The sequence below is a fragment of the Synechococcus sp. ROS8604 genome (assembly GCF_014279655.1).
Taxonomy (GTDB): Bacteria; Cyanobacteriota; Cyanobacteriia; order PCC-6307; family Cyanobiaceae; genus Synechococcus_C.
This window is the reverse complement of the sequence record NZ_CP047946.1, coordinates 731,891-752,334: the sequence shown is the minus strand read 5'-3', so window position 1 is coordinate 752,334 and position 20,444 is coordinate 731,891. Positions and strand designations below refer to the sequence as shown.

At 56.5% G+C, this 20,444-nt stretch carries 28 protein-coding genes and 1 pseudogene; 13 read left to right on the top strand and 16 right to left on the bottom strand.

Annotated features, from left to right (window positions below):
• Positions 1 to 74 precede the first annotated feature (74 nt).
• The 5 genes from SynROS8604_RS03995 to hisF all read right to left on the bottom strand — a co-directional run bounded on the left by SynROS8604_RS03995 (position 75) and on the right by hisF (position 3,059).
• Entirely contained in the window at positions 75 to 671 is a 597-nt protein-coding gene (locus SynROS8604_RS03995; RefSeq protein ID WP_255445178.1) for a hypothetical protein, read from the bottom strand.
• A 188-nt stretch (positions 672 to 859) separates the two neighbouring features.
• Positions 860 to 1,213 (bottom strand): hypothetical protein, encoded by a 354-nt coding sequence (locus SynROS8604_RS03990; RefSeq protein WP_186545219.1) that lies wholly within the window; start codon positions 1,211 to 1,213, stop codon positions 860 to 862.
• Positions 1,214 to 1,310: 97 nt separating this feature from the next.
• Positions 1,311 to 2,012 carry a bifunctional demethylmenaquinone methyltransferase/2-methoxy-6-polyprenyl-1,4-benzoquinol methylase UbiE gene (ubiE, locus tag SynROS8604_RS03985; RefSeq protein WP_186545218.1) on the bottom strand — a complete coding sequence of 234 codons (702 nt, stop codon included), beginning with the start codon at positions 2,010 to 2,012 and terminating at the stop codon, positions 1,311 to 1,313.
• A 7-nt stretch (positions 2,013 to 2,019) separates the two neighbouring features.
• The gene (locus SynROS8604_RS03980) at positions 2,020 to 2,220 is read right to left on the bottom strand and encodes a hypothetical protein (protein WP_186545217.1); all 201 of its coding nucleotides are present in this window, start codon (positions 2,218 to 2,220) and stop codon (positions 2,020 to 2,022) included.
• Between the two features lie 47 nt (positions 2,221 to 2,267).
• The gene (gene hisF, locus SynROS8604_RS03975; RefSeq protein WP_006854670.1) at positions 2,268 to 3,059 is read right to left on the bottom strand and encodes an imidazole glycerol phosphate synthase subunit HisF; all 792 of its coding nucleotides are present in this window, start codon (positions 3,057 to 3,059) and stop codon (positions 2,268 to 2,270) included.
• 54 nt (positions 3,060 to 3,113) lie between these two features.
• Between hisF and SynROS8604_RS03970 the strand changes: the two genes are divergently transcribed.
• Genes SynROS8604_RS03970 through SynROS8604_RS03960 form a run of 3 tightly spaced genes read left to right on the top strand, consistent with a single transcriptional unit; the run spans position 3,114 to position 6,330 of the window.
• Positions 3,114 to 3,335 (top strand): DUF2862 domain-containing protein, encoded by a 222-nt coding sequence (locus SynROS8604_RS03970; protein ID WP_006854671.1) that lies wholly within the window; start codon positions 3,114 to 3,116, stop codon positions 3,333 to 3,335.
• 11 nt (positions 3,336 to 3,346) lie between these two features.
• Complete coding sequence (gene chlG / locus SynROS8604_RS03965) at positions 3,347 to 4,300, top strand: chlorophyll synthase ChlG (RefSeq protein ID WP_115070984.1); 954 nt, start codon at positions 3,347 to 3,349, stop codon at positions 4,298 to 4,300.
• Positions 4,297 to 6,330 carry a transglycosylase domain-containing protein gene (locus SynROS8604_RS03960; RefSeq protein WP_186545216.1) on the top strand — a complete coding sequence of 678 codons (2,034 nt, stop codon included), beginning with the start codon at positions 4,297 to 4,299 and terminating at the stop codon, positions 6,328 to 6,330. The genes chlG and SynROS8604_RS03960 overlap by 4 nt, the downstream gene beginning before the upstream one ends.
• Here SynROS8604_RS03960 and SynROS8604_RS03955 read toward each other — a convergent pair.
• Both SynROS8604_RS03955 and SynROS8604_RS03950 read right to left on the bottom strand, forming a co-directional pair.
• Positions 6,308 to 7,675, bottom strand: coding sequence for a 16S rRNA (cytosine(967)-C(5))-methyltransferase (locus SynROS8604_RS03955; RefSeq protein WP_186545215.1), 1,368 nt, complete (start codon positions 7,673 to 7,675; stop codon positions 6,308 to 6,310). The genes SynROS8604_RS03960 and SynROS8604_RS03955 overlap by 23 nt on opposite strands.
• Positions 7,668 to 8,048, bottom strand: a complete 381-nt coding sequence (locus SynROS8604_RS03950; protein ID WP_186545214.1) for an MGMT family protein — start codon at positions 8,046 to 8,048, stop codon at positions 7,668 to 7,670. The genes SynROS8604_RS03955 and SynROS8604_RS03950 overlap by 8 nt, the downstream gene beginning before the upstream one ends.
• 122 nt (positions 8,049 to 8,170) lie before the next feature.
• Here SynROS8604_RS03950 and SynROS8604_RS03945 point away from each other — a divergent pair, with 122 nt between their 5' ends.
• A complete protein-coding gene (locus SynROS8604_RS03945; protein ID WP_186545213.1) occupies positions 8,171 to 8,374 on the top strand; it encodes a hypothetical protein in 204 nt (67 codons plus the stop codon).
• 5 nt (positions 8,375 to 8,379) lie between these two features.
• Here SynROS8604_RS03945 and SynROS8604_RS03940 read toward each other — a convergent pair whose 3' ends face one another.
• Both SynROS8604_RS03940 and SynROS8604_RS15665 read right to left on the bottom strand, forming a co-directional pair.
• Entirely contained in the window at positions 8,380 to 8,715 is a 336-nt protein-coding gene (locus SynROS8604_RS03940) for a glycine zipper 2TM domain-containing protein (protein WP_186545212.1), read from the bottom strand.
• Entirely contained in the window at positions 8,712 to 8,846 is a 135-nt protein-coding gene (locus tag SynROS8604_RS15665; RefSeq protein ID WP_255445177.1) for a hypothetical protein, read from the bottom strand. The genes SynROS8604_RS03940 and SynROS8604_RS15665 overlap by 4 nt, the downstream gene beginning before the upstream one ends.
• On the opposite strand from SynROS8604_RS15665, the gene trmH reads away from it, so the two are divergent.
• Positions 8,845 to 9,534 carry a tRNA (guanosine(18)-2'-O)-methyltransferase TrmH gene (gene trmH / locus SynROS8604_RS03935; RefSeq protein ID WP_186545211.1) on the top strand — a complete coding sequence of 230 codons (690 nt, stop codon included), beginning with the start codon at positions 8,845 to 8,847 and terminating at the stop codon, positions 9,532 to 9,534. The genes SynROS8604_RS15665 and trmH overlap by 2 nt on opposite strands.
• Positions 9,535 to 9,560: 26 nt before the next feature.
• On the opposite strand, the gene SynROS8604_RS03930 is transcribed toward trmH, so the two are convergent.
• Positions 9,561 to 9,821 (bottom strand): hypothetical protein, encoded by a 261-nt coding sequence (locus SynROS8604_RS03930; RefSeq protein WP_186545210.1) that lies wholly within the window; start codon positions 9,819 to 9,821, stop codon positions 9,561 to 9,563.
• Positions 9,822 to 9,841: 20 nt separating this feature from the next.
• Complete coding sequence (locus SynROS8604_RS03925) at positions 9,842 to 10,741, bottom strand: ABC transporter permease (protein ID WP_115070352.1); 900 nt, start codon at positions 10,739 to 10,741, stop codon at positions 9,842 to 9,844.
• A gap of 61 nt (positions 10,742 to 10,802) precedes the next feature.
• Between SynROS8604_RS03925 and SynROS8604_RS03920 the strand changes: the two genes are divergently transcribed.
• From SynROS8604_RS03920 to SynROS8604_RS03910, 3 genes are all read left to right on the top strand, one after another.
• On the top strand, positions 10,803 to 12,272 hold the full coding sequence (locus SynROS8604_RS03920) for a sensor histidine kinase KdpD (RefSeq protein ID WP_186545209.1): 1,470 nt from the start codon (positions 10,803 to 10,805) through the stop codon (positions 12,270 to 12,272).
• A gap of 89 nt (positions 12,273 to 12,361) precedes the next feature.
• Positions 12,362 to 12,652: a hypothetical protein gene (locus SynROS8604_RS03915; RefSeq protein ID WP_255445176.1), complete on the top strand. Its 291-nt coding sequence runs from the start codon at positions 12,362 to 12,364 to the stop codon at positions 12,650 to 12,652.
• A gap of 114 nt (positions 12,653 to 12,766) precedes the next feature.
• Positions 12,767 to 12,967 carry a hypothetical protein gene (locus tag SynROS8604_RS03910; RefSeq protein WP_186545207.1) on the top strand — a complete coding sequence of 67 codons (201 nt, stop codon included), beginning with the start codon at positions 12,767 to 12,769 and terminating at the stop codon, positions 12,965 to 12,967.
• Positions 12,968 to 12,983: 16 nt separating this feature from the next.
• Here the strand turns inward: SynROS8604_RS03910 and SynROS8604_RS03905 are convergent, their stop codons facing one another.
• Genes SynROS8604_RS03905 through SynROS8604_RS03890 form a run of 4 tightly spaced genes read right to left on the bottom strand, consistent with a single transcriptional unit; the run spans position 12,984 to position 15,052 of the window.
• On the bottom strand, positions 12,984 to 13,571 hold the full coding sequence (locus tag SynROS8604_RS03905) for a prepilin-type N-terminal cleavage/methylation domain-containing protein (protein WP_186545206.1): 588 nt from the start codon (positions 13,569 to 13,571) through the stop codon (positions 12,984 to 12,986).
• Positions 13,572 to 13,575: 4 nt separating this feature from the next.
• Positions 13,576 to 14,094, bottom strand: a complete 519-nt coding sequence (locus SynROS8604_RS03900) for a GspH/FimT family protein (protein WP_186545205.1) — start codon at positions 14,092 to 14,094, stop codon at positions 13,576 to 13,578.
• Positions 14,091 to 14,519, bottom strand: coding sequence for a hypothetical protein (locus SynROS8604_RS03895; protein WP_186545204.1), 429 nt, complete (start codon positions 14,517 to 14,519; stop codon positions 14,091 to 14,093). The genes SynROS8604_RS03900 and SynROS8604_RS03895 overlap by 4 nt, the downstream gene beginning before the upstream one ends.
• A complete protein-coding gene (locus SynROS8604_RS03890) occupies positions 14,519 to 15,052 on the bottom strand; it encodes a hypothetical protein (RefSeq protein ID WP_255445175.1) in 534 nt (177 codons plus the stop codon). The genes SynROS8604_RS03895 and SynROS8604_RS03890 overlap by 1 nt, the downstream gene beginning before the upstream one ends.
• Positions 15,053 to 15,085: 33 nt before the next feature.
• Here SynROS8604_RS03890 and SynROS8604_RS03885 point away from each other — a divergent pair, with 33 nt between their 5' ends.
• Positions 15,086 to 15,799 (top strand): response regulator transcription factor, encoded by a 714-nt coding sequence (locus tag SynROS8604_RS03885; protein ID WP_370586545.1) that lies wholly within the window; start codon positions 15,086 to 15,088, stop codon positions 15,797 to 15,799.
• Here the strand turns inward: SynROS8604_RS03885 and SynROS8604_RS03880 are convergent.
• A complete protein-coding gene (locus SynROS8604_RS03880; RefSeq protein WP_186545203.1) occupies positions 15,768 to 17,045 on the bottom strand; it encodes a sensor histidine kinase KdpD in 1,278 nt (425 codons plus the stop codon). The genes SynROS8604_RS03885 and SynROS8604_RS03880 overlap by 32 nt on opposite strands.
• A 147-nt stretch (positions 17,046 to 17,192) precedes the next feature.
• Here SynROS8604_RS03880 and SynROS8604_RS03875 point away from each other — a divergent pair, with 147 nt between their 5' ends.
• The 4 genes and pseudogenes from SynROS8604_RS03875 to SynROS8604_RS03865 all read left to right on the top strand — a co-directional run bounded on the left by SynROS8604_RS03875 (position 17,193) and on the right by SynROS8604_RS03865 (position 20,285).
• On the top strand, positions 17,193 to 17,669 hold the full coding sequence (locus SynROS8604_RS03875) for a type IV pilin protein (protein WP_186545202.1): 477 nt from the start codon (positions 17,193 to 17,195) through the stop codon (positions 17,667 to 17,669).
• 312 nt (positions 17,670 to 17,981) lie between these two features.
• A pseudogene (locus SynROS8604_RS16200) lies at positions 17,982 to 18,071 on the top strand (type II secretion system protein); the annotation flags it as partial.
• 27 nt (positions 18,072 to 18,098) lie between these two features.
• Positions 18,099 to 18,470, top strand: a complete 372-nt coding sequence (locus SynROS8604_RS03870; RefSeq protein WP_255445174.1) for a hypothetical protein — start codon at positions 18,099 to 18,101, stop codon at positions 18,468 to 18,470.
• Positions 18,471 to 18,473: 3 nt separating this feature from the next.
• The gene (locus tag SynROS8604_RS03865) at positions 18,474 to 20,285 is read left to right on the top strand and encodes a hypothetical protein (protein ID WP_186545200.1); all 1,812 of its coding nucleotides are present in this window, start codon (positions 18,474 to 18,476) and stop codon (positions 20,283 to 20,285) included.
• Positions 20,286 to 20,444 lie beyond the last annotated feature (159 nt).

The window sequence follows — 20,444 nt, the reverse complement described above, 5'->3', positions numbered from 1 at the left end:
ATAAGCTTTCCTTCAATCAAAAACAATTAAACCATGAACATAAAAAATACACAAATGAGATCTAAATCATTCTCTCAGTAACGAAATTGCTGAAAAGACTCGATGGGGATTGCTTTACCACCATCCAAACGATTCACAACGGCATCACGCTCAACCTTGAGCTCAATGCATTCAAAAGAACGCAACTCTGGATCATCGCTGCACTCGCGACGGGGAACTTCAACTGTTTTCACATTTCGCTGCTCAATCACCTTTTTCTTGGGGATCTTGACCTCATCCGCAAGAGGCACTTCACGCGGTCCAAAGGAACACAATTCCCTGGCTAGATCGGTTTGAGCTTTTTCAAGACAAACACTATATTCAGCTTCTATTGTCTTCCTCATAGCCTGATCCCTTTGAGCCTTTAATTTCTTTTTTTCAAGCGCCGTAATGGGCACAGAATGACGCACGGTGGTAATGGTCTCCATCACATAAACACCGCCAAGAGAGATCCATTCCTTCGCAGCCTTTTCAGCCTCCTCACGAGACTGAAAATGGGAGCTATCCATTTCAGTGGGCGCGGGAATCGTACGCCTTGCATTGGAATAAAAAAGGCCCGCATAAACCAGCATGCCAACCAAACCACTGCCAACAACAGCCATAAACAATGCGAGCGTGGAGAGCCCTTTCAATCAATTGGAAGCAAGCAATAAAAATCTAGCAGGCATCAGCCAGGCCTTGAGAATCACGGATCTATGCAAAAAACAAAGATCTAAATTTAATCGATTCAAATCAGATCAAAAACAACAATTGAGGCGCAGATCCAATCCAGTCTCCTCAGAGCGTCCAGCGATCAGGGAGACATCCTGACCGCCCGGACTTAGCCCTTCGCAAAGCAGCGATCAAGATGATCGACGACGCGTTGATGACGCGAGCGCGAACGGGACTTGCTGGGACTGATAATTCCCAACCAAAAGCGACCGTCTCCCTGGACGACCAACACGGGTTTGCTCGCCCGCTGCCCTTGGGACTTGAGCAGCGACAGGCTGAGTTTGTCCGCAACCTCAGCCCCTCGCGGTTTCGATCGCAGCCTGGCCAGCACAGGATTCACCTGAGCCACGGGAAGAAAGGTGGCCTCTTGGGACTCCGTCACCAGGATCATCCCGTCGAGCCATGCCACCTCCACCAAGAGATCTTCAATCGAAGCCAGCAAGGAGGGGAGGGGGAAGGCCAAACGGACAGCTTCGTTTCTTAATGTTTTCTTCCTAATCCCTTTTTGGGCTCGCCGCGCAAGGGCCTCAACAGGCCTCAACCATCCTTAACGAATTCAATCAACGAATTAAGAGCAGCACACCCATCTGTCCGCCGACCAAACGTCGATGCTGTGCGGCGGTGAAGCCAGCGGCAACAGCTTCACGCTCCTGCTCCTCTCCCGTGAGGAATTGCTCCACGCTCGTTTCCAGATAGGCGTACTGGTCGGCAAGCCCCATGCCAGCGGCGACAGGGACCACCACCCGGCGCAGGTAGGTGCGCTGAAAAGCAGCTGCTGCACTGCCTTGTGGCAACCGATTGAAGTCCAAAACAGCAGCGCGCCCGCCAGGCTTCAGCAGCCTTGCCATCTCCTGAAAACCCAACAACGGGTCTGCCAGGTTGCGCAACCCGTACGCCATCACCACCCCATCGAAGTCCTGATCCGGCAACCCGGTGTCCAGCGCATCCGCTTGGATCCATTGCACCGGCAACCAGGGCTCGCGCCCGGCGCGTTCCGCAGCCAGCGACAGCGGTGCAGCGGCGGCATCCAACCCCAAAACCGAGCCCTCCGGCCTCAACTTTCGTGCCAAAGCAAGGGCGAGATCCCCCGTTCCACAACACAGATCAAGCCAACGCTCAGGCGATTGCGGGCTCAGCCAGGACAGGAGTTGACGCTTCCACTGTCTGTGCAGCCCCAAACTGAGCAGATCATTCAGGCGGTCGTAACGGGGAGCAACGGCGTTAAACAACGCCTCCACCGCCGCTGGGTCACGAGGTTTCACAAGCAGCTCAAACCAGCAGTCCGTTCAAAGTCATCACCATCACCGTGGCCAAACCAACGGCAGCTGAACACACCAAGCAGCCCGCGAGCATCAACGAAAATTCCTGTTGATCGATCGCCGCTTGCATCAATTGCAGGGCCCAGGCCAGCAACGCCATCACCACCGCAACCAAAAGGATCCCCACAGGCAAGGCCTGATGACGCGTCATAAATGGCAAACCACCCAGCAACAACCGCCCTGCTAAGTCCCCCCAATTTAAGGCGCCAGCTCAGGCTCCAAGGGCCTGATCAGCAAACCGCGTCCCTGCAAATCCAGCTTGATTTGCTCAACGCTGAGAACACCGTCATGGAGGAGTGAGGCCAACAAGGCCGCCGATGCCTGGCCGCCCTCTGGCCCTGCATCGAGGGCGGCAGCGATGTGATCCATACACCCCGCCCCTCCCGAGGCGATCACAGGTACAGCAACGGCCTGAGCCACCGCCCTGGTGAGCGCCAAGTCGTAACCCGCTTGGGTTCCGTCTCCATCCATTGAAGTGAGCAGGATCTCCCCCGCCCCAAGGTCCGCAACCCGACGGGCCCAGTCCACCGCATCCAATCCGGTGTTTTCGCGGCCTCCTTTCACATAGACATCCCAGCCCCCACTCGAGCGGCGCCTCGCATCAATCGCCACAACAATGCACTGACAGCCGAAACGCTCAGCCCCCTCAGACACCAGTTCAGGGCGGCGAACAGCCGACGAATTCAAACTCACTTTGTCGGCACCGGCACGCAGCAGTTCCGTGATGCCCTCCACGGAAGCGATTCCGCCACCCACCGTGAACGGGATCGTCACACTCGCAGCCGTACGACGGACGAGGTCCACCAAGGTGGCGCGTCCCTCATGGCTGGCCGCAATGTCAAGAAACACCAGTTCATCGGCTCCGGCCTCGCTGTAACGACAGGCCAATTCCACCGGATCGCCTGCGTCACGCAGGCCCACAAAATTGACACCTTTCACCACCCGGCCGTTGGCCACGTCGAGGCAGGGAATCAAACGAAGAGCGACCATGTCAATTGAAAAGAGGCTGTTAGTGTTGCGGCCACTTCTCAAGCCTCGCAGGCCATGTCACAGCAGACGTCAGTCACGATCGACATCGGCTCGAAAGTCCGGGTCACCCGGGTCCGTGATCGCATTTCCGGTGCACTGGTGGAATTGCTCAAGAAAGACGCCATCGGCACCGTGGTTGATTTCCGCACTGTCGATGGGAAAGGAATCGGCGTGGTCGTTCAGCTCAGTGATGGCTCAACCAGCTGGTTCTTCGAAGACGAAATCGCTCCCGGCTGAGGATTGACCTAGTGAGTGACGCCCGTCAGCTGCTCGGAATGAAAGGTGCCAGTGGCACCTCCAACATTTGGAAGCTGCGCTTGCAGCTGATGAAACCAGTCACCTGGATCCCTTTGATCTGGGGGGTGGTGTGTGGTGCTGCCGCCAGTGGCAATTACGAATGGCGTTTTGACCATGTGGCCGCTGCGCTGGCCTGCATGGTGATGAGTGGCCCTCTTCTCGCGGGCTACACCCAAACCATCAACGACTACTACGATCGCGAGATCGATGCGATCAATGAGCCGTACCGGCCGATCCCTTCGGGTGCGATCAGCCTCGGCCAAGTGAAGGTTCAGATCTGGGGCCTCTTGATCGCCGGCTTAGCGGTGTCTTGGGGTTTGGACGTTTGGGCTGGACACAGCACTCCCGTGCTGTTCCTGCTCGCCCTTGGTGGCTCGTTTGTGAGCTTTATCTATTCAGCGCCTCCCCTCAAGCTGAAACAGAACGGTTGGTTGGGCAATTACGCCCTCGGGGCCAGTTACATCGCCCTTCCCTGGTGGGCGGGTCAGGCCCTGTTTGGCCAACTCACCTGGGCGACGGCACTGCTCACGCTTGCCTACAGCCTCGCCGGCTTGGGAATTGCCGTGGTCAACGACTTCAAAAGTGTGGAAGGTGATCGCGCTCTCGGCCTTCAGTCACTCCCTGTTGCATTTGGGATTGGGCCCGCAAGCTGGATCAGCGCTGGGATGATCGACCTCTTCCAGCTCTTGATGGTTGCAGTTCTGATCGCAATCGGGCAGCATTTTGCAGCCGTCTTGCTTGTGTTGTTGATCGTGCCTCAGATCACTTTTCAAGACATCTGGCTGCTTCGCGACCCCGTTGAATTCGACGTGAAATATCAAGCCAGCGCCCAGCCCTTTCTCGTGCTTGGGATGCTGGTCACAGCGTTGGCGATCGGCCACAGTCCCCTGACGCAGGGAATGTGAATCCCACCCGTCGTCACTGGTTCCTGATCGCGGGTGTCGCCGCTGCGATTGGCAGTGGTGCGGCCCTCGGGCAGGCCGCCATCACACGCGCGATAGATGCGACCTTGCCCGATGCCAGAGGGATCAATCTCTTCAATCGGCCTGGCACGATCACGCTCCTCTCGAGCAACGGCAAGGTGATCCAAAAACTTGGGCCAGCCACCCGGGAGAAGATCAAACCAGGGCAAATGCCCCAGCTGGTGATGCAATCGTTCATCGCAGCGGAAGACCGTCGCTTCTTTGACCATGACGGCGTTGATCTCTGGGGAATCGGACGGGCCGTTGTCACGAATTTGAAGCAGGGCTCGGTGCGCGAAGGAGCGAGCACGATCACCCAGCAACTGGCCCGCACGGTGTTCTTGAGCCAGGACCGGACGGTCACGCGCAAACTCAAAGAAGCAGCACTGGCCTACAAGCTCGAGCGTCAACTCAGCAAGGAGCAGATCCTCGAGCAATACCTCAATTTTGTGTATCTCGGATCCAGCGCCTATGGCGTCTCCGATGCGGCTTGGGTGTATTTCTCGAAGCAACCGGAGGATCTAACCCTCCCAGAAGCGGCTCTCATTGCTGGCATGCCACCAGCCCCCTCGCTCTACTCACCGCTGGTGAACCCCGAGATTGCCCTGCAAAGGCGCAGCATCGTGATCAGCCGCATGGAGCAGGAAGGATTCATCACCTCCGGCGAAGCGGAAGCAGCTCGCAACAGCCCACTGGCCCTCAAGCCCGCGATCCCGAAGTACTACAACAGCACGGCTCCCTACTTCACAACCTGGGTCGCCCAACAGTTGCCCACCTTGCTCACCCCAGAACAACTGGAGGTGGGAGGCCTCAAGATTCGCACCAGCCTGAATCTCGATTGGCAACGCAAAGCCCAAAAGGTGGTGCGTGAAATCGCTCCGAATGGAACAGAAGGTGTGATTGTTTCGATCGCCCCTGGCACCGGATTGGTGCGGGTGATGGTGGGAGGAAAAAACTTTTATTCCAGCCAGTTCAACCGCGCCACCCAGGCCCTGAGATCACCAGGGTCCACCTTCAAACTGTTTCCCTACAGCGCAGCGATTAATGCGGGCGTCAAAGCAGAAGATATTTTTCTGGACAGACCGCGCTGCTGGAACGGTTACTGCCCCAAAAACTTTGGCAAAAAATATTTTGGCAACATCTCTCTCGCCGACGCCTTAAAGAATTCGCTCAACACGGTTGCGGTGCAATTGCAAGACAAGGTGGGCTTTGACCCGATCATTGCAATGGCCAACAATCTCGGCATTGGCAACCAGCGACCTCTCGGCCGCTACTACCCGATGGCCATCGGTGCCTATGAACAAACCGTTTTAGACATGACGGCCGCCTATTCCGCCGTCACCAACCGCGGTGTGTACGTGAAACCCACCGCCTTTGAAGAGATCAGAGGTCCTGGAGGCGATGTGCTTTGGAGCCGCAGGCTCGATGGCGATCGAGGCAAACGTGCCATGGATAGCGACGTTGCCGACACCATGAATTGGATGCTGCAGCGGGTGGTGAGCGGCGGCACGGGCATTGCAGCCAAGCTGGATGATCGCCCCGTTGCCGGCAAAACGGGAACCTCAGAGGGGGGACGGGACATCTGGTTCATCGGCTCGATTCCCCAGCTCACCACAGCCGTTTGGTTTGGTCACGACAACAACGCGGAGACCAAGAGCAACAGTGGCGAATCCGCCTGGGCCTGGAAGCAATTCATGAATCAAATCAAGTCTGAATTTCCGGCGCAGAAGTTTCCAGCCAAGCCCAAAACGGTACGACCGGTGCTTCAACGACCTGGCAAAAAGAAAGCGCGCAACCCCAATCGACCGAACCCCGGAGACGGGCCTCTGCCGGATCGTGATCTATTTGGTGCGAATGATGATCCTTTCAATGAAAACTCAGCCCCACCGAAGCCCGCACCCAAGCCCCGTTACGTGAGCCCCTCTGGTGGCCCCCCCGTAGACGAATTCTTCAGGCCTTTGCCGGTGCAGTGATCGGTGCCGTGACTGGTGCCGAGATCACAGCGGTGTAAAACCCATCACCGCCATCGGGGTCAGGCCAGCGCTGCTGCTCAGACTCCAACTGATAGCGGGCGTGGCCTTGGAGAAGATTGTGGACCTGCGCCACGTTCTCATCGGGATGGATCGTGCAGGTCGCATAGACCAATCGCCCACCAGGGGCGAGCAAGGGCAGCATCGCCTCCAGTAAGCGCGCTTGCAGCGGCAACAGCTCCTCCACCGTGGCAGGCGTGACACGCCAACGGGCATCGGGATGACGGGACAAGGTCCCCAGCCCCGAGCAAGGAACATCGAGCAGGATCCGTTGAAAGAAACCACGCCATTGGGGCTGTTGTGCAAGCAGGTCGGTCGCATCCGCTGCCAGCGCCTGGATGGAAGCGCATCCCAAGCGAGAGGCATTCGCGGCCACTCGCTTTAAACGACCAGCGGAGCGATCCACGGCCCAGATCTCACCCCCATCCCCCATCAGCTCCGCCAGATGGGTGGCCTTCCCACCCGGGGCAGCGCAGGCATCCAGAACCCGATCTCCAGGCTGAGGCGCTAAGAGCGGAGCAACCCCCTGGGCCGATCGATCCTGAACGCTCCAATGCCCCTGTTCAAAACCTGGCCAACGGCGCAAATCACCTGCAGGCGCCAGCACCTGCAAGCCATCTGGGCAAGCCTCGATCGGCTGCGTGGGCACCCCAGCCTCAGCCAATTCAGCCGCCACCAACTCTGGTGTGCTGCACAAGCGATTCACCCGCAGATCCAAGGGGGGCACTTGATTGCAGGCGATCGCCACCCGCTCGGCCTGATCAGGACCCGTCCAGTTCAGGAGGCTCTCAGCAAACCAAACGGGTAGGGAGTGGCTCAACGCCAGTCGTTCGGCGGGTTGGTTGGGCACCGCCAGGGTCTCGCCGGCCTCCTTGGCGCGTAGGGCCGAGCGCAGCACACCATTCACCACCGGCGACAGCTTGGAGAGCCGGTGGCGCTTGGCTAGCTCCACAGTGGTATCCACCGCTGCTGCAGCCGGGATGCGCTGCATCCGCAGCAGTTGATACAGGCCGAGATGCAGGAGCCAACGCAAGCGGGGCGGCTGCTTATGGGCTGGAACTTTGCCGAGACGATCCAACCAACCATCCAGCCATTGACGCCAGCGGATGCATCCATAGGCCAGCTCGGTGGCCAGGCCGCGATCCGCTGGAAACAGGGGATTTTGACGAAGGGCCCGCTCTAGGGCTACGTCGGCATAGGCGCCCGCAGCCACGGCCTCCAGTACCTCCCAGGCCAAACGACGCGCCGGTAAACCAATTTTGGCGCCGTTGACTTCGGGCTCACTCACGGGCAATGGCGAATTGGTGGATCTCTAGAGCTAGCGCCTCGAGGTCCGGCCTCCAGAGAAATCGCTGCAACAGGAGCCGGCCGTCTGCATCCACAGGGATTCCCTCTGCAATCAAAAGCTGCCGCTGCATCCAATCGGATCCCTCCCTGCTCAGGCTCATCGAAATCCGTCCCTTGGCATTCACAACCCGCTGCCAAGGCACCTCAGAAGGCAAGCTCAGCCGGCGCAAAGCCCATCCCACCTGACGCGCGCAGCCCCAGGCCCCGAGCCAGTCAGCCACCTGGCCATAGGTGGCCAAATGACCAGGCGGAATCAAACTGACGGCATGCCAAACCCGCTCATCAAAACGTCTCTCCCAGCTGGACCCAATCAAATGTTTTTATCGTCATCAACCCACCACTAGGTAGCTCGTTACGAGCCAATCTGACTGCACACGCCATCCTTTCGATAGTTCGAGCGACGCCCCTCAACGATCCGGTTTTCTTTTCAGGCCATATGACAACCCAAGACAATGGCGATTTGCGAATTGATCTCTCCTTAAGTCCTGCAGACCTCAGGTTGCTGCTGGATGCCGTGAACTACCGACTCGAGCGCTGGCCAGGAGGGGAACCTTATGAGCAAGAGGATTTGCACACCATGCAAACCCTCTTACAAGCCGCCATTTTGGAAGCCAATTTTGGCTCCACTGGGGAGCGCTGAAGGCATCAGCCCCCATCCACTTGGCAACCCAACAAGGCGCCAGCGGCACCACCAACGGGAACACCCACCCAGCGGCCGTTGCCCCGTGACAAGGCGGCACCAAGGCCAGCGCCCAATAAGCCGCCGATCACACTGCCTTCCAGGCAACTATTGGTGTCTTGATTGTTCACGTAGACATCACGAGTGGCACCGACCCAAGGATCGCGAGCTGAACCGCCATACCGCTGATCGACATAGGCAGATTGAGCGTCATAGCTATTTTTCGGCCTTGCAAAAGCAGGTGCAGTGGCAGCAGCAGCCGACATCAACATCAAAGCAACAGCGACCCCGGCGCGTTTCATGGAGTGAGAAGCAACAACTCCATCGTTCTGCAAACCAACGGGGAATCGATGACTGAACCCGCCCCGCGATGCGTCTGGATGTGACCGAGAGCGGCATCCCATACCCTCAGGGATAGAGAACGATGCGCCATGCCCATCCTTCCCCGTCGTTTCGAGCGGTTGCGTGCGGTCTTGAACCAACGCATGGCCAACCTCACCGTTCTGGTCGAGCACGTGGACAAACCCCACAACCTCTCTGCCATCCTGCGCAGCTGCGATGCGGTTGGCGTGCTGGAAGCCCATGCCGTAAGCCTCAGTGGCCGGTCACGCACGTACAACAGCACGGCCCAAGGCAGCCAACGCTGGGTGCCCTTGCATGACCACCCCAACATCGAGGCAGCTGTTAAACAACTCAAAGACAGGGGCTTTCACCTGTATGGCACCAATCTGAGCGTGGATGCGGTCGATTACCGCGACTGTGACTTCACCGGTCCTAGCGCCTTTGTATTGGGCGCAGAGAAATGGGGACTCAGCGAAAACGCCACCAAGCTGATGGACACCGACGTGTTCATCCCGATGCGCGGCATGGTGCAGTCGCTCAACGTGTCGGTGGCCACTGCCACCCTCTTGTTTGAGGCACTGCGTCAGCGGGAAGCGGCTGGACTTGCCCCATCCGATGGGGAGGGAATTCCAGCAGAGAACTACGACAATCTGTTGTTCGAGTGGGCCTATCCCGACGTTGCCCTGTGGTGCCGCGAACGAGAAAGGGCTTATCCAACCCTCAACGCGGAGGGGGAGATTCAAGAAGAGCTTCCACGCAACGCAAAACTGCGCTGCTAATCAAGATCTGACCTCAGGCAGGGGGGTTAGAACGGCATCAACATATCTTTTCCAGCCTTGGAGCGTGCCACCACAGGATGGTTGCGCCGGGCAGCGGGCAAACGCAGGGCAAACACCAGCACCAGCACTTCCAGGAACAAACTACGTCCGATGAACAGCACCACCAAGCCAAGGGTGATGGCCAGGATTTGCTCTAAAAGACCGATCACGTCATCGGGATTGCTGCGCCCCGCCAACCACAGGTAGGTCATCAGGCCAAGCAACAGCAATGTGGCCCAGAGCGTCATGCGCGAGACACCAACTATTTTCAGTTTGCCGCGTCGCGCCCCGTACTGCTCACCCAAGACTCGAGTCCTTCTCCAAGGAACGACAAACCCAGCACCAGCACAAACATCGCCAATCCTGGGTAGAGGGCCGTCCACCAGATGCCCGTGGGCACAGCCGCAAGCGCAAGATTGAGATCACTCCCCCATTCCGGCACCGTTTCTGGCAAGCCCAGGCCGAGAAAGCCCAAGCCGCCGAGCACCAACACCGCATCAGCAGCATTCAAGGTGAGCAAAACGGGCACGGAGGTGATCACATTGCGGAACAGGTAGCGCCGCAGGATCCAGATGGGACCAGCACCAAGGGTTTGTGCTGCCTCCACGAACAGCTCCGATTTCACCTGGGCCGTTTGATTGCGCACCACCCGGAAGTACTGGGGGATGTACACCACACACAAGGCTGCTGCTGCATTGGGAATCCCTCGGCCCAGCAGAAACGCCAAGACCACAGACAACAACAACACCGGCAAGGTGTAAAGGGTGTCCATGAGCAGAACCAGCACCCGGTCGACCCCGCCCCCCAGGTAGCCGCTGATCATGCCCACCGGCACTCCCACCACCAAGGCAAGAACAACCGCCAGCAGCACCACTTGAAGCGCCACACCACTCCCCTGCAGTGTGCGCACACACACATCGCGGCCGAGCCGATCGGTGCCACACCAATGCTGCGGAGACGGCGGTGCATAGATCGCATTGTCCAAACCGGCATTGGGATCCGGAAGGAAGCCAACACTGATCAACACAGGCGTGAGCAGGGCAACGGCGATGTAGATCCCCACAATCACAAGCCCCCATCGGGCCATGCGAGCCGAGAGGGTGGGCCGTGCAATGCCTAAGGGAGAGACCGCAAAACTCAAGGCAAGAGAACGCGCTAGGGGTTTCATTCTCCCTGGTCCAGCTGCCAAAATCTCAGGGAAATAGACAATCACGCTGAGAACCGATTTCGTGGCATCTGGGTCCAACTGGCGATCAAAACTTCTTGGAAGCCTTGAGGGCCAACTTCAGCTGGCCACCTACACCGCCGTGCTGATTGGATTCACTGGGGCCACCACCACAGGGCTCTGGCTGAGTAACCGCAATCAAATCCGCAACGGAGAAGCGGATTTGCAGGCCAATGCGGACCATCTGAACAACCACCTGGTGGCCCATCGGCACCTCGGCCAAGGCCATTCAGCCCGCGATTGGAGCCCAACGATTGAGGAGGAAGTGCGCCAGGCGCTGCGCGATCACTCCAGCGTGCGCACCACCCTCTGGATTGAGCTGGCAGATGGACGCCTAGTGCTGCCAACGCTTGGCCCCATCGCCATCCCTCAAAAGATGATGAGAGCCACCATGCAGGCTCACAAACAGGATCCCAAAACTCGGCTGATCAGCGTTGAAGACGCGGATTACCTCACGTTGCTTGGTCGCTCCTATCCCACAGGGGAACGGCTTTGGAGTAGTGCCAAAGCGATTAACTCGGGCCGCATCCAAAACGAATTTTTGGGTTGGATGATTGCTATCGGGGTGGGATCGATGTTGCTCTCACTGATCACGATCACCGTGATGGTGAGACGGATCGTGAGGCCTCTGCTGCATCTCAGTGAGCGCAGTGCCGCCCTCACCGCCGACACCCTCAATCAAGATCCGATTCCAGAGATGACGGCGGCACCAAAGGAAGTGCGGCAACTGGCAAGGACCTATTCCGAATTAATGGAACGGCTGGCGCTGTCATGGAATGATCAGCAGCGCTTTGTGAGTGCCGTGAGCCATGAGTTGCGAACACCGCTCACCATTGTTCAGGGGTATCTGCATCGCACAATCAAACGCAGCAATGGGTTAAGCGACGACGAACGTCGCGGACTGAAAACGGCAGAAGAGGAAAGCATTCGCATGCGGATGCTGCTCGACGATCTCCTCGACCTCTCGCGCGGGGACTCCGGCCAACTCCAACTCAACCAAGAAGTGGTGGATCTTGGGCCCTTAGTGGAGAAAGTGGCTGATCTCAGCCAAAGCAATCTCACCGATCGCAGGCTTGAAGTGCTCAACAACATTCCTATTGATGAAAACAGTGAGGCACTAGCTGACCCTGGTCGCCTCCAACAAGTGCTCTTGGATTTAATCGATAACGCTGCCAAATACTCCGCAGAAGACTCTCTGATTTCGCTGATTCTTTATCCTCATCCAAATGGGATCGTCATCGATGTGAAAGACGAAGGAATCGGCATTCCGGAGAGTGATCTCCCCCATATTTTCAAGCGCTTTCATCGGGCTAAAAACAGCTCAGGCAGCAGCGGCACCGGGCTCGGGCTGTCTGTTGTGGCCCTGCTGATGTCCGCTATGGGAGGGAAAGTGCACGTGCAAAGCAAAGAAGGAGAGGGAAGCTGCTTCTCCGTGATCCTTCCGAAACCAACGTCAACGGCGAGTGCAACGTGATGATGATCTATTACATAATTTTTTGTTCCCTGCTGATTCCTGTGAATTTATGGGCAGCCATTACTCCGCATTTACATAGTGATCTGAGCATGCAAATCCTGCATGCAACGTCCACCCTGATCTTGCTGCCCCTGTTAGTGAGTCTCTGGACCCAACGCAAACGTCTCAATCATTTTATTAGCTTCATTTTGAGCACGTTCCTAAGCGTGATGGTGGTGATCAACACCTGGATTGCCTTCATGGGCATGGGAGTGCGCAACGGCTGGATTGATCACCTCTTTCTGGCCCTGGCAGCCATGAGTGTGGAAGTCTACTTCCTGTGCATGCCTGTACCTGCAGCTGAAAAGCTTGACCAAGCAGAAGGCATCGATGCAGTCTGACACTGGTGTGACAAGGGAAGACCTGCACTGGGCACATACCTAGAGTTGAGTGAATAAGGCTCAAAAAACTTGCAAACTCCAACCAATCAGCACCCGCAAATTCCCACCTATTTGGTGGCAGTTTCCTCTGCTTTTTTGGTTGAACTGTTTCACTTGGAATACAGCGGACCCTTTTTGGTTGGACATTCATTCCTAGTGGGACTGGTGGTGGGCCTGTTTGGCTGGCTACTGGCCTGGGGGTTATGGCGATTCTGGAGAGTGTTTCCATACAAGCGCTGGGTGAAGATCAGAATCAAGGTCTATTTCAACGATTAAGTAGAAAGCACTTGATTCAGAACACGGCAGCAGAGCGAAGGCGTTTGGAGCCATGATCAGCCTCCTGTTCCAACGCGAGATGCAGCACCTTGGAGTGAGGATCCTGGCGGACTTGAAACCCCAAATCGTCCTTGGCTAAGCCATCAATAAGAACGCGGTTTTGAGCTGTTCCCCCTGGTCTGATCACACCATCAAGGCCGTAGGCAGGCCCGCAGCGCATCAACACCTGCCCGCGCCAAATCGCTGAAGGCGCTGCTCCCACGCTGTAAACAATGGTTGGAGCAGACACCTGGAACTTGCTGGAATCCAGGCCGATGGCGAGCACGGGCTGGCGGCCAGCCATGCCGCAGGACCATTGATCGGAATTAACAGGATCCACCTCCCAGCCAGTTCCAATCGCCAACTCACCTCGAATCAACTCCAAGGTTTGGCGTTGCTGCGCTGATTCACGCAACCGACTCGCCATGGTGTTGCCGAGGCGTAGATCAGCACCAATCAGCTGCAGCATCACAACAAACAGCAGGCTCCCAAGGCTGAGCGAAAGCATCAGCTCGATCAGCGTGAAGCCTTTCTCAGCTCGTGTTTCGGAAATTCGCTTGATCATCGGCTTAGCTCGCAGCGACATCTGGCAAACAACGGCTACTAAGCAGACGCCCTCCATCAGATGGAAGAGGGGCCTGATAGGAACCAATCCGGCTCACGCCCAAGGGCAAACTCACCACCAAACAACGCGCTTTTGCCAAGCGCTGATGACTGAGCACCGCGATGCCGCCATCCAAGAGCAAACCGTTGGCGGTGAAGCGCAACACCGGGGGCAAGTTGGTGCTCAACTCGATTGGCCCCTGTTCAAACGCTTCCTGCAAGGCCATCCCAATCCCAGGACAGGCAGGAAGAGAAACCGGCAGGATCCCATCATCAGGAGCCATGAATCCCTCTTCGTTCAGGGAAAGTCCGCAAGCGGTCTGCTCACGCCGAGCAATGCTCCGGGCCCGGTCCAAACCGCTCTGCAAGCGGCGCGCACTGGCATCGAGCTGAAGCTGATCGCGATCGCCGCGACCCGTCACGACTGGAATCGACGCCAACATCCCCACCAAGCTCACCACCATGATTTGCTCAATCAAGCTCATGAACTCACCTCTTCCTGCTTGCAGAGGCCATAGGCAGCAGGCGACAACAGCAAACGCCTCTTGAATGGAGGCATTACGTGCTGAGAAGTCGCACTGAGCTCAAGCCAATGGCCAAGGCCCTGGGGATCAACACTCCAACGGCTGCTCACATCAGATCCAAGCGGCAAGCGCTCAGCAACAGCTGCCTCTAAGGCTTCAGGGTTAAACCTGCAATCAGGCGAGCTGGAATCAATCACGGCAGATGATGCCTCATCCGACTGAAGCCAACGATCAGTCGCGATCCTCGCCGTCTCCAACTGAAGAGCAAGCGCATCCAACTGCATGGCGCGTTGAACTTCAGTGGCAGCCTGATTCCATACGCCGAGGGCGGCACTGCTGCTTCCAGCCAACACAACCGATGAGACCAGCACTTCAAGCAAGCTCATCACTCACCCTTCAGCTGAGGAACGCGAGCCTGCAACCCCACATCACTGATGCCCAGGACCGCAGGAGCAAGAGGATCAAGCGCAAGTCGGAAACGACCAGTTCGTCCATCCGCTAACTGCAATCGCAACGCCCCGTTTTCACCATGGGGAGTCCAATCGAGCAGGGACCATAGCTTCTCTCCCACCACACCACGACTCAGCTGGGATGGATCGGATGCTTTGCAATCGTGAACGGCAGCAGGCCAATCATGCGATGGCCACTGCAGCAAACAAGCTTGAGGCCCACGGGAAGCAACAACAAAGGCCTGGGCCGCAGAGCGCAACTGATCAGCACTTTGCTCTCTCTGACCAGAGGCATGGACCCGCAAGCGTTTCTGGAGGCTGAGCGTATGGATCGAGGCACTGCCCAGCAACAACACCGCTGAAGCGGTGATCGCCAACGGCATCACGAAGCCGGATTGGGAGGGTGGGCGTCTGCCAAACCACGAAACCACAGGAATCAACGCAACGGTTTCAAACATTCCCCCAACCATCAACGTAGGGTTTCGGCAGATGGTGCCAGCACCTTGTTGCAGGAGACCCGCTCCCGGCTGCTCGTCGTTGATGACGATCCAGAACTGCTGCAATTTTTGCTGGATGAGTTCTCTCGTGAACAGGCGGAGTGCATCGGCGCGATCAACGGCACCGAAGCACTCCAACACCTGCGTCAGAGCCGGTTTGATCTCCTCATTCTGGATTGGACACTGCCGGACTTTGATGGCATTGAAATCTGCCGGCGGCTGCGCAGCAGCGGTGACCAGACACCGGTGTTGATGCTGACCGCCCATGACGATCTGGACGAACAGGTGCAGGCCCTGGATCTGGGGGCAGACGACTACCTCACCAAACCGTTTGAGCTCAAGGAACTCCACGCCAGGGTGCGTGCCCGACTGAGACGCGGGCACGTGGAAAAAGCGGAACAACAAAGCGAGACGCTCTCGCTCGGAGACCTGAGCATCGATGTGCTCAGCCGTGCTGTGCGCTTCAAGGACAAGGCACTGTCGCTGTCGCAACGGGAATTTAATCTGCTGCACTTCCTGGTGGAGCGCTCAGGCCAGGTGTTAACCCGGCAAGCGATCCTGGAAGGGGTCTGGGGAGCACCGTTTGTGGGCGACCCCAACACCCTGGATGTGTATCTGGGCTATCTGCGCCGCAAACTCAAGCAACAGGGTTCGCCCCCCCTGGTTCACACCATCCGGGGGGTTGGTTTCATGGCGCGGGTGGATGAGACACAACCCTGAACTGCAATTGAACATCGGCACCACCACCGGGTGCATCGCGAATCGATAACGCCCCTCCCATCGCCTGAAGCAACTGATCAACCAGGGCCAGCCCAAGCCCCACCCCTCGGGTTGGACCGGCCATCGCTCCCCGTGCAAACCGCCTGAAAACCTGCTCACGCTCCGCTTCTGGGATGCCGGGTCCATGATCCAGAACATGCAGAACCAACTGATCGATTCTCCACTCAGCCTGCAACTGCACCAGGCCTGGGCTGTAGAGCATGGCATTGGAGATCAGGGCCTTCAGGCATTGCTGCAGGCGCTGGCTATCGGCCCTGAACAGCAGCACCGGTTCTGATCTGGGTGGCGGAAGCCGCAAGCGATCAGCTGCGGCAGCGAAGCAGCGCTCGTAGGCCATCAGCAGCTGCTCCTCGGCATCCAGGGTTTCGATCTGCAAAGGCAATCGACCTGAATCAAGGCGTGAAAGATCCCTGAGCGCATCAAGAATGCTGGCCATCCGCTCCGCTTCTGAAGCCATCACAGCTGCAGAGCGCTGCGTGGCAGAGGGGAGCAGGTCACGGTTGAGCCGTTGCGCATGACCGGAAATCACGGTGATCGGGGTGCGCAGCTCATGGGCGGCACCATCCACAAACTCCTTCTCCCGCTGCCAGGCCGCCGCCAATCGCTGTTGCAGCTGATTGAAGGCGAGCACGATCGGCCGCAACTCCTGCGGCTGAAGCTCGGCATCCACCAAGTCCTGACCCAGGGTGTTCGCCTCCAGGGCCTGCAGTTGATCCACAAGGGCATTGAGAGGGATCACCAGGCCGCGATACAACACAGGACGCAGCAACAGGGATGTGAGCAGGATCGACACACCGGCTGCTGCGATCAGCAGCAACTGACTCAAACGCTCCTGCTGCAGAGAACGGGTGACGTTCTGACGCAGCTCCAGCCAATCCAACCCGTCGATCGGCTCCGGCAAACGGCGACGACTCACCAACCATTGCTGATTCCCTGTGAATTCCTGCAGCTGGGGAGCCAAGGCAGGTCCTGCAGGCTGCAGCTCCACATGAAGTTGTGTGTTGCTGGGAGGGGCAATTGCGGTGGAATGCAGGGAAAGAAGGCGGGCAATAGAAGCCGCCAGATCCTGATGGTTGTTGTTCCGTTGGGCCGTGGCAAAGGCAGAATGAACCGCCAGAAGCACGGCGTAGCCAGCGATCACCGTGAGCAAGGCCGAAGACTGCAGCCAAATCCGGAGGGATGGCAACGGACGAGGGTGATTCAAAACATTCTTTACATAAGAACCTTCTTAGCAAGCTCTAGCCGTTTCCTTCTTTATCGGCCACTGGCCGGGGGAATGATTGATCTGTGGGCACGACGTGCACCGATCCGTTTTCTCTCTCAACGAACAATCATGACTACTCTCAAGAGCCGTCTTCAGCTGTCCCTTCTCAACCGCAAAAAAGGTCGCAATCTTCTGGAAAAAGGCTTCACCCTTGTGGAGCTGATGGTCGTGACTGTGATCGTTGGAATCCTTTCAGGAATAGCACTTCCGAGTTTCCTGGGCCAGGCCAACAAAGCCAAGGCAACTGAATGCACCACGAAAGTGGGATCAATCCTTTCAGCCTTTGGCGCCGACGCTGCTGGAAACAAGGTTGAAGCTCTTGCTAGCGCCGTGGCTCAAGCCGAGAATGAAACAACAACGTCCGAATATTGCACGATTGCCGCACCCACCGATGCCGGTAATACTGGAGTACTTGCTATATCCGCCACAGGTAAAGATGACCTGGCTGGTGAATACTTTGCAGCCGGTTGCGTGAATTCAACAACTGGATCCAGAGAACTCGTGACCTCCACCGAAGCAGCGCCTGATGCGCCAACCTGTGCATAATAATAGTAGCATTAAAATTAGACAAAAAGGCAGTCCGAAGGCTGCCTTTTTACGGCAATCCAAAAAGCCAAAAAAAACATTCAATCCTCCTACACAACCAGACAGGAGGAAAATTCTCGTAAATGCTAATCAAAGCATATTAAGCAAATTTTCAATATTTACGATTTTCTCACATCATCGCAAAATACACAACAAATAAAATAAATGAGGCGCCAATTAATCAATAGATTATCACAAAACTCTCAGGCGTCATTCATTAAGGATTCCCACCATTGAAGCAAAATTTAGGAATTGAGGTCGAGGTGAAGCCTGATGAATTCGACAAACTCTGTAGTTCAAAGTGCCGGTTTCAGCATGTCAGAAGTGCTAGTAACGGTATCCATCATCGGGATTCTGAGTTCCATATCACTTCCAAGCTTCATGGGCCAAATGCAACGCACACATCAGCGGGAAACAGTCACAACCGTGACCCAAGCGATGGATTTAGTGATAACAACTTACGACGAAGAAGACAATATTTTGCCGAATGGATGGAATGACTTCAGGCGGGATTTCATGACGGACACAGGGGTTGCTTCCGGGGCAACCTTTTCGGAGATCACACTGCCCGGAGCCAACTACACCCTTACTGCCACTGGAGGAGGGCTAGAGCCCAGATACGTGTTCACGGCAACCCCAACTGAATCCAAAGCAAGCGGTTTCAATGTGCTCGGCTGCATCAATGTTCGGACAGGAGCCAGCAATATTCAAACCGGAGATGGAACAACAGCCGCCGCCACTACCGATCTCACCTGCCCCTGAACCATGAGCAAACGCCGCCGTTCATTCCTCCCTTCCCAAAGCCGATGCGTGCAACGCATTGCCAAGCAAGAGCAGGGCCTGGCGATGGTCACTGCCTTAATGATGGGAATGGTGCTGTTCGCCGGTGCCAGTGGCTTGCTCGCCAGGCAATTGATGACCCGAAAACTGGGTGCGCTCGAGAGTTATCAACAGATGGCGGAAACGGCCGCGCTAAACGGATTCAACCGCATTCTTGGAGCCCTGAATAACAATAATCCCGATAATTACCGCGGTTATTTATTAACTCTCGACAACGTTGAGCCCGATAGCGGCGACGTCTGGCTATGGGAGGCTCTTGGCAGTGCTGACGCCTCTTCTCCCAAACTGGAAGAACTCTGCACCGATATCAGCAACCGAGTTCCCGAATCACAAGCAGCGGATTGGCCGAGAACAGGCTCCGGCGTTCAAATCACCGAAGGAACCTCCCAACGCAACGACGGCAAAGCCCCCATCCAGCTGTTCTATCGCCTGAGGGGTTACTCCAGCCCAGGCAAAGGCGGGATCGGAGAGGGCATCTTCGAAGTGGAGGGGATCGTGAAACGTGACAATCAAACCACCGATAGCTATCTGGCTCGAACCCTGCTCCGGCGATCTCTTTACGTGCAATCCATCGTTCCCGCTGAAAAGGACTGGGCCGTGATGGGTGGGAATTACATGGAACTCGTGGGTTCCCGCGTTACCGATCACACAGGTGCAGAAGGCCCAGGATTGATCCTGTTGGACATGACCGACGCATCAGGATTCGACACAATTGATTGCAACATCCTCAAAAGAAAGGACCTGGTGAATGCAGAGAGCAATGAACTGAGCGACAAAATCTGGCCCACACTCAATCGAGGACTGCCTCTGGGATCCCTGTTTGTTCAGGACAATGCATTCGATGTCGGTAACAACGGACTCCCAAGGATCTGGAGTTTCGATGACAGCGAAAGGGTTGTTATCGACGAAAGCATTGATGAAAGCGGAAGCACTACTGATAGCGGAAGCACTGCTGAAAGCGGAAGCACTGATAACACTGAAAGTGATGGAGACAGCACCTCCAATACGCTCAGTTCAGCGCATTTGACTTTTCACGCACAATGTCCAGACGAAGGGATTGTCTGTGTACGTTCTCAGGACAGCACCACTTTCAGTCAACCGGAAGGGGTCACGATTGCCAACAATGTGATCACCCTCCACGCTGAAGACATCTGCACACAACAAAGCAGTTTCGAATGCCACCTGTATGTTGAACATCTCGATCTAAGCAAAACCAAGCTGCTGATTGAAAACGGTGATCGACCGGTTGTTCTTCATTTGGAAAAACCGCTCAACGACACCATCAACCCCAATCTCAGTGGGGCGATTCAACTGCGCAACGGCAGTCTTCTCTGTGGCGTCAATAACGGCAGCTCAAGCTGCAACCAGCAGCCCGCAAAACTGATCATCAGCGCCAGTGCTGGCACTTCGGATATGAATTGTGAGTCCGACCGTCCGCATATGTTGCGCTGGGAAGGAAGCTCCAAGAGCAGTTCCACACTGCCTCATGCAATCGTACATCTCCCGAGAGGAACGGTGAAACCGTTCAGTGACGCCTACCTTCATGGCGTGATCTGGGCCCACAGCATCTGCGCCAATGATGGGAACATCCAGTTAGTCACAGAAAACAACGGTGAAACGGTAATCAAGGCGAGCGATTCCCTCTGGAAATGGACCGAGAAGGGATTCCCAGGTTATGGACGCATGGTGGCGCGAGGGATCAGAGGCACAGGATTTGATATCTTCCGCCGCTGGTAAAGATTTCTTGCTTCAGTACATTCTCAGACAACCATAACCATAACCATCAATACATCTAGCTCTACACAAACCTAACCACCAATGCAAGAGAAGAGAATAAAGGAGTCAACACCCACCTCTGAAATCAACAGTCTCAAGTGGCTTATGAGGGAGGCAAGC

Excerpts from the sequence above, each read along its gene's own strand:
- SynROS8604_RS03895 (WP_186545204.1), bottom strand. The coding sequence starts at position 14,519 with ATGAGCTTGCTTGAAGTGCTGGTCTCATCGGTTGTGTTGGCTGGAAGC.
- SynROS8604_RS03915 (WP_255445176.1), top strand. The coding sequence starts at position 12,362 with ATGCAAATCCTGCATGCAACGTCCACCCTGATCTTGCTGCCCCTGTTA.
- SynROS8604_RS03980 (WP_186545217.1), bottom strand. The coding sequence starts at position 2,220 with ATGACGCGTCATCAGGCCTTGCCTGTGGGGATCCTTTTGGTTGCGGTG.
- SynROS8604_RS03900 (WP_186545205.1), bottom strand. The coding sequence starts at position 14,094 with ATGAGCTTGATTGAGCAAATCATGGTGGTGAGCTTGGTGGGGATGTTG.
- SynROS8604_RS03940 (WP_186545212.1), bottom strand. The coding sequence starts at position 8,715 with ATGAAACGCGCCGGGGTCGCTGTTGCTTTGATGTTGATGTCGGCTGCT.
- SynROS8604_RS03870 (WP_255445174.1), top strand. The coding sequence starts at position 18,099 with ATGCAACGCACACATCAGCGGGAAACAGTCACAACCGTGACCCAAGCG.
- SynROS8604_RS03930 (WP_186545210.1), bottom strand. The coding sequence starts at position 9,821 with ATGACGCTCTGGGCCACATTGCTGTTGCTTGGCCTGATGACCTACCTG.
- SynROS8604_RS15665 (WP_255445177.1), bottom strand. The coding sequence starts at position 8,846 with ATGGCGCATCGTTCTCTATCCCTGAGGGTATGGGATGCCGCTCTCGGT.
- SynROS8604_RS03905 (WP_186545206.1), bottom strand. The coding sequence starts at position 13,571 with ATGATCAAGCGAATTTCCGAAACACGAGCTGAGAAAGGCTTCACGCTG.
- SynROS8604_RS03890 (WP_255445175.1), bottom strand. The coding sequence starts at position 15,052 with ATGGTTGGGGGAATGTTTGAAACCGTTGCGTTGATTCCTGTGGTTTCG.
- SynROS8604_RS03875 (WP_186545202.1), top strand. The coding sequence starts at position 17,193 with ATGACTACTCTCAAGAGCCGTCTTCAGCTGTCCCTTCTCAACCGCAAA.
- SynROS8604_RS03970 (WP_006854671.1), top strand. The coding sequence starts at position 3,114 with ATGTCACAGCAGACGTCAGTCACGATCGACATCGGCTCGAAAGTCCGG.
- SynROS8604_RS03945 (WP_186545213.1), top strand. The coding sequence starts at position 8,171 with ATGACAACCCAAGACAATGGCGATTTGCGAATTGATCTCTCCTTAAGT.
- SynROS8604_RS03925 (WP_115070352.1), bottom strand. The coding sequence starts at position 10,741 with ATGAAACCCCTAGCGCGTTCTCTTGCCTTGAGTTTTGCGGTCTCTCCC.
- trmH (WP_186545211.1), top strand. The coding sequence starts at position 8,845 with ATGCCCATCCTTCCCCGTCGTTTCGAGCGGTTGCGTGCGGTCTTGAAC.
- hisF (WP_006854670.1), bottom strand. The coding sequence starts at position 3,059 with ATGGTCGCTCTTCGTTTGATTCCCTGCCTCGACGTGGCCAACGGCCGG.
- SynROS8604_RS03865 (WP_186545200.1), top strand. The coding sequence starts at position 18,474 with ATGAGCAAACGCCGCCGTTCATTCCTCCCTTCCCAAAGCCGATGCGTG.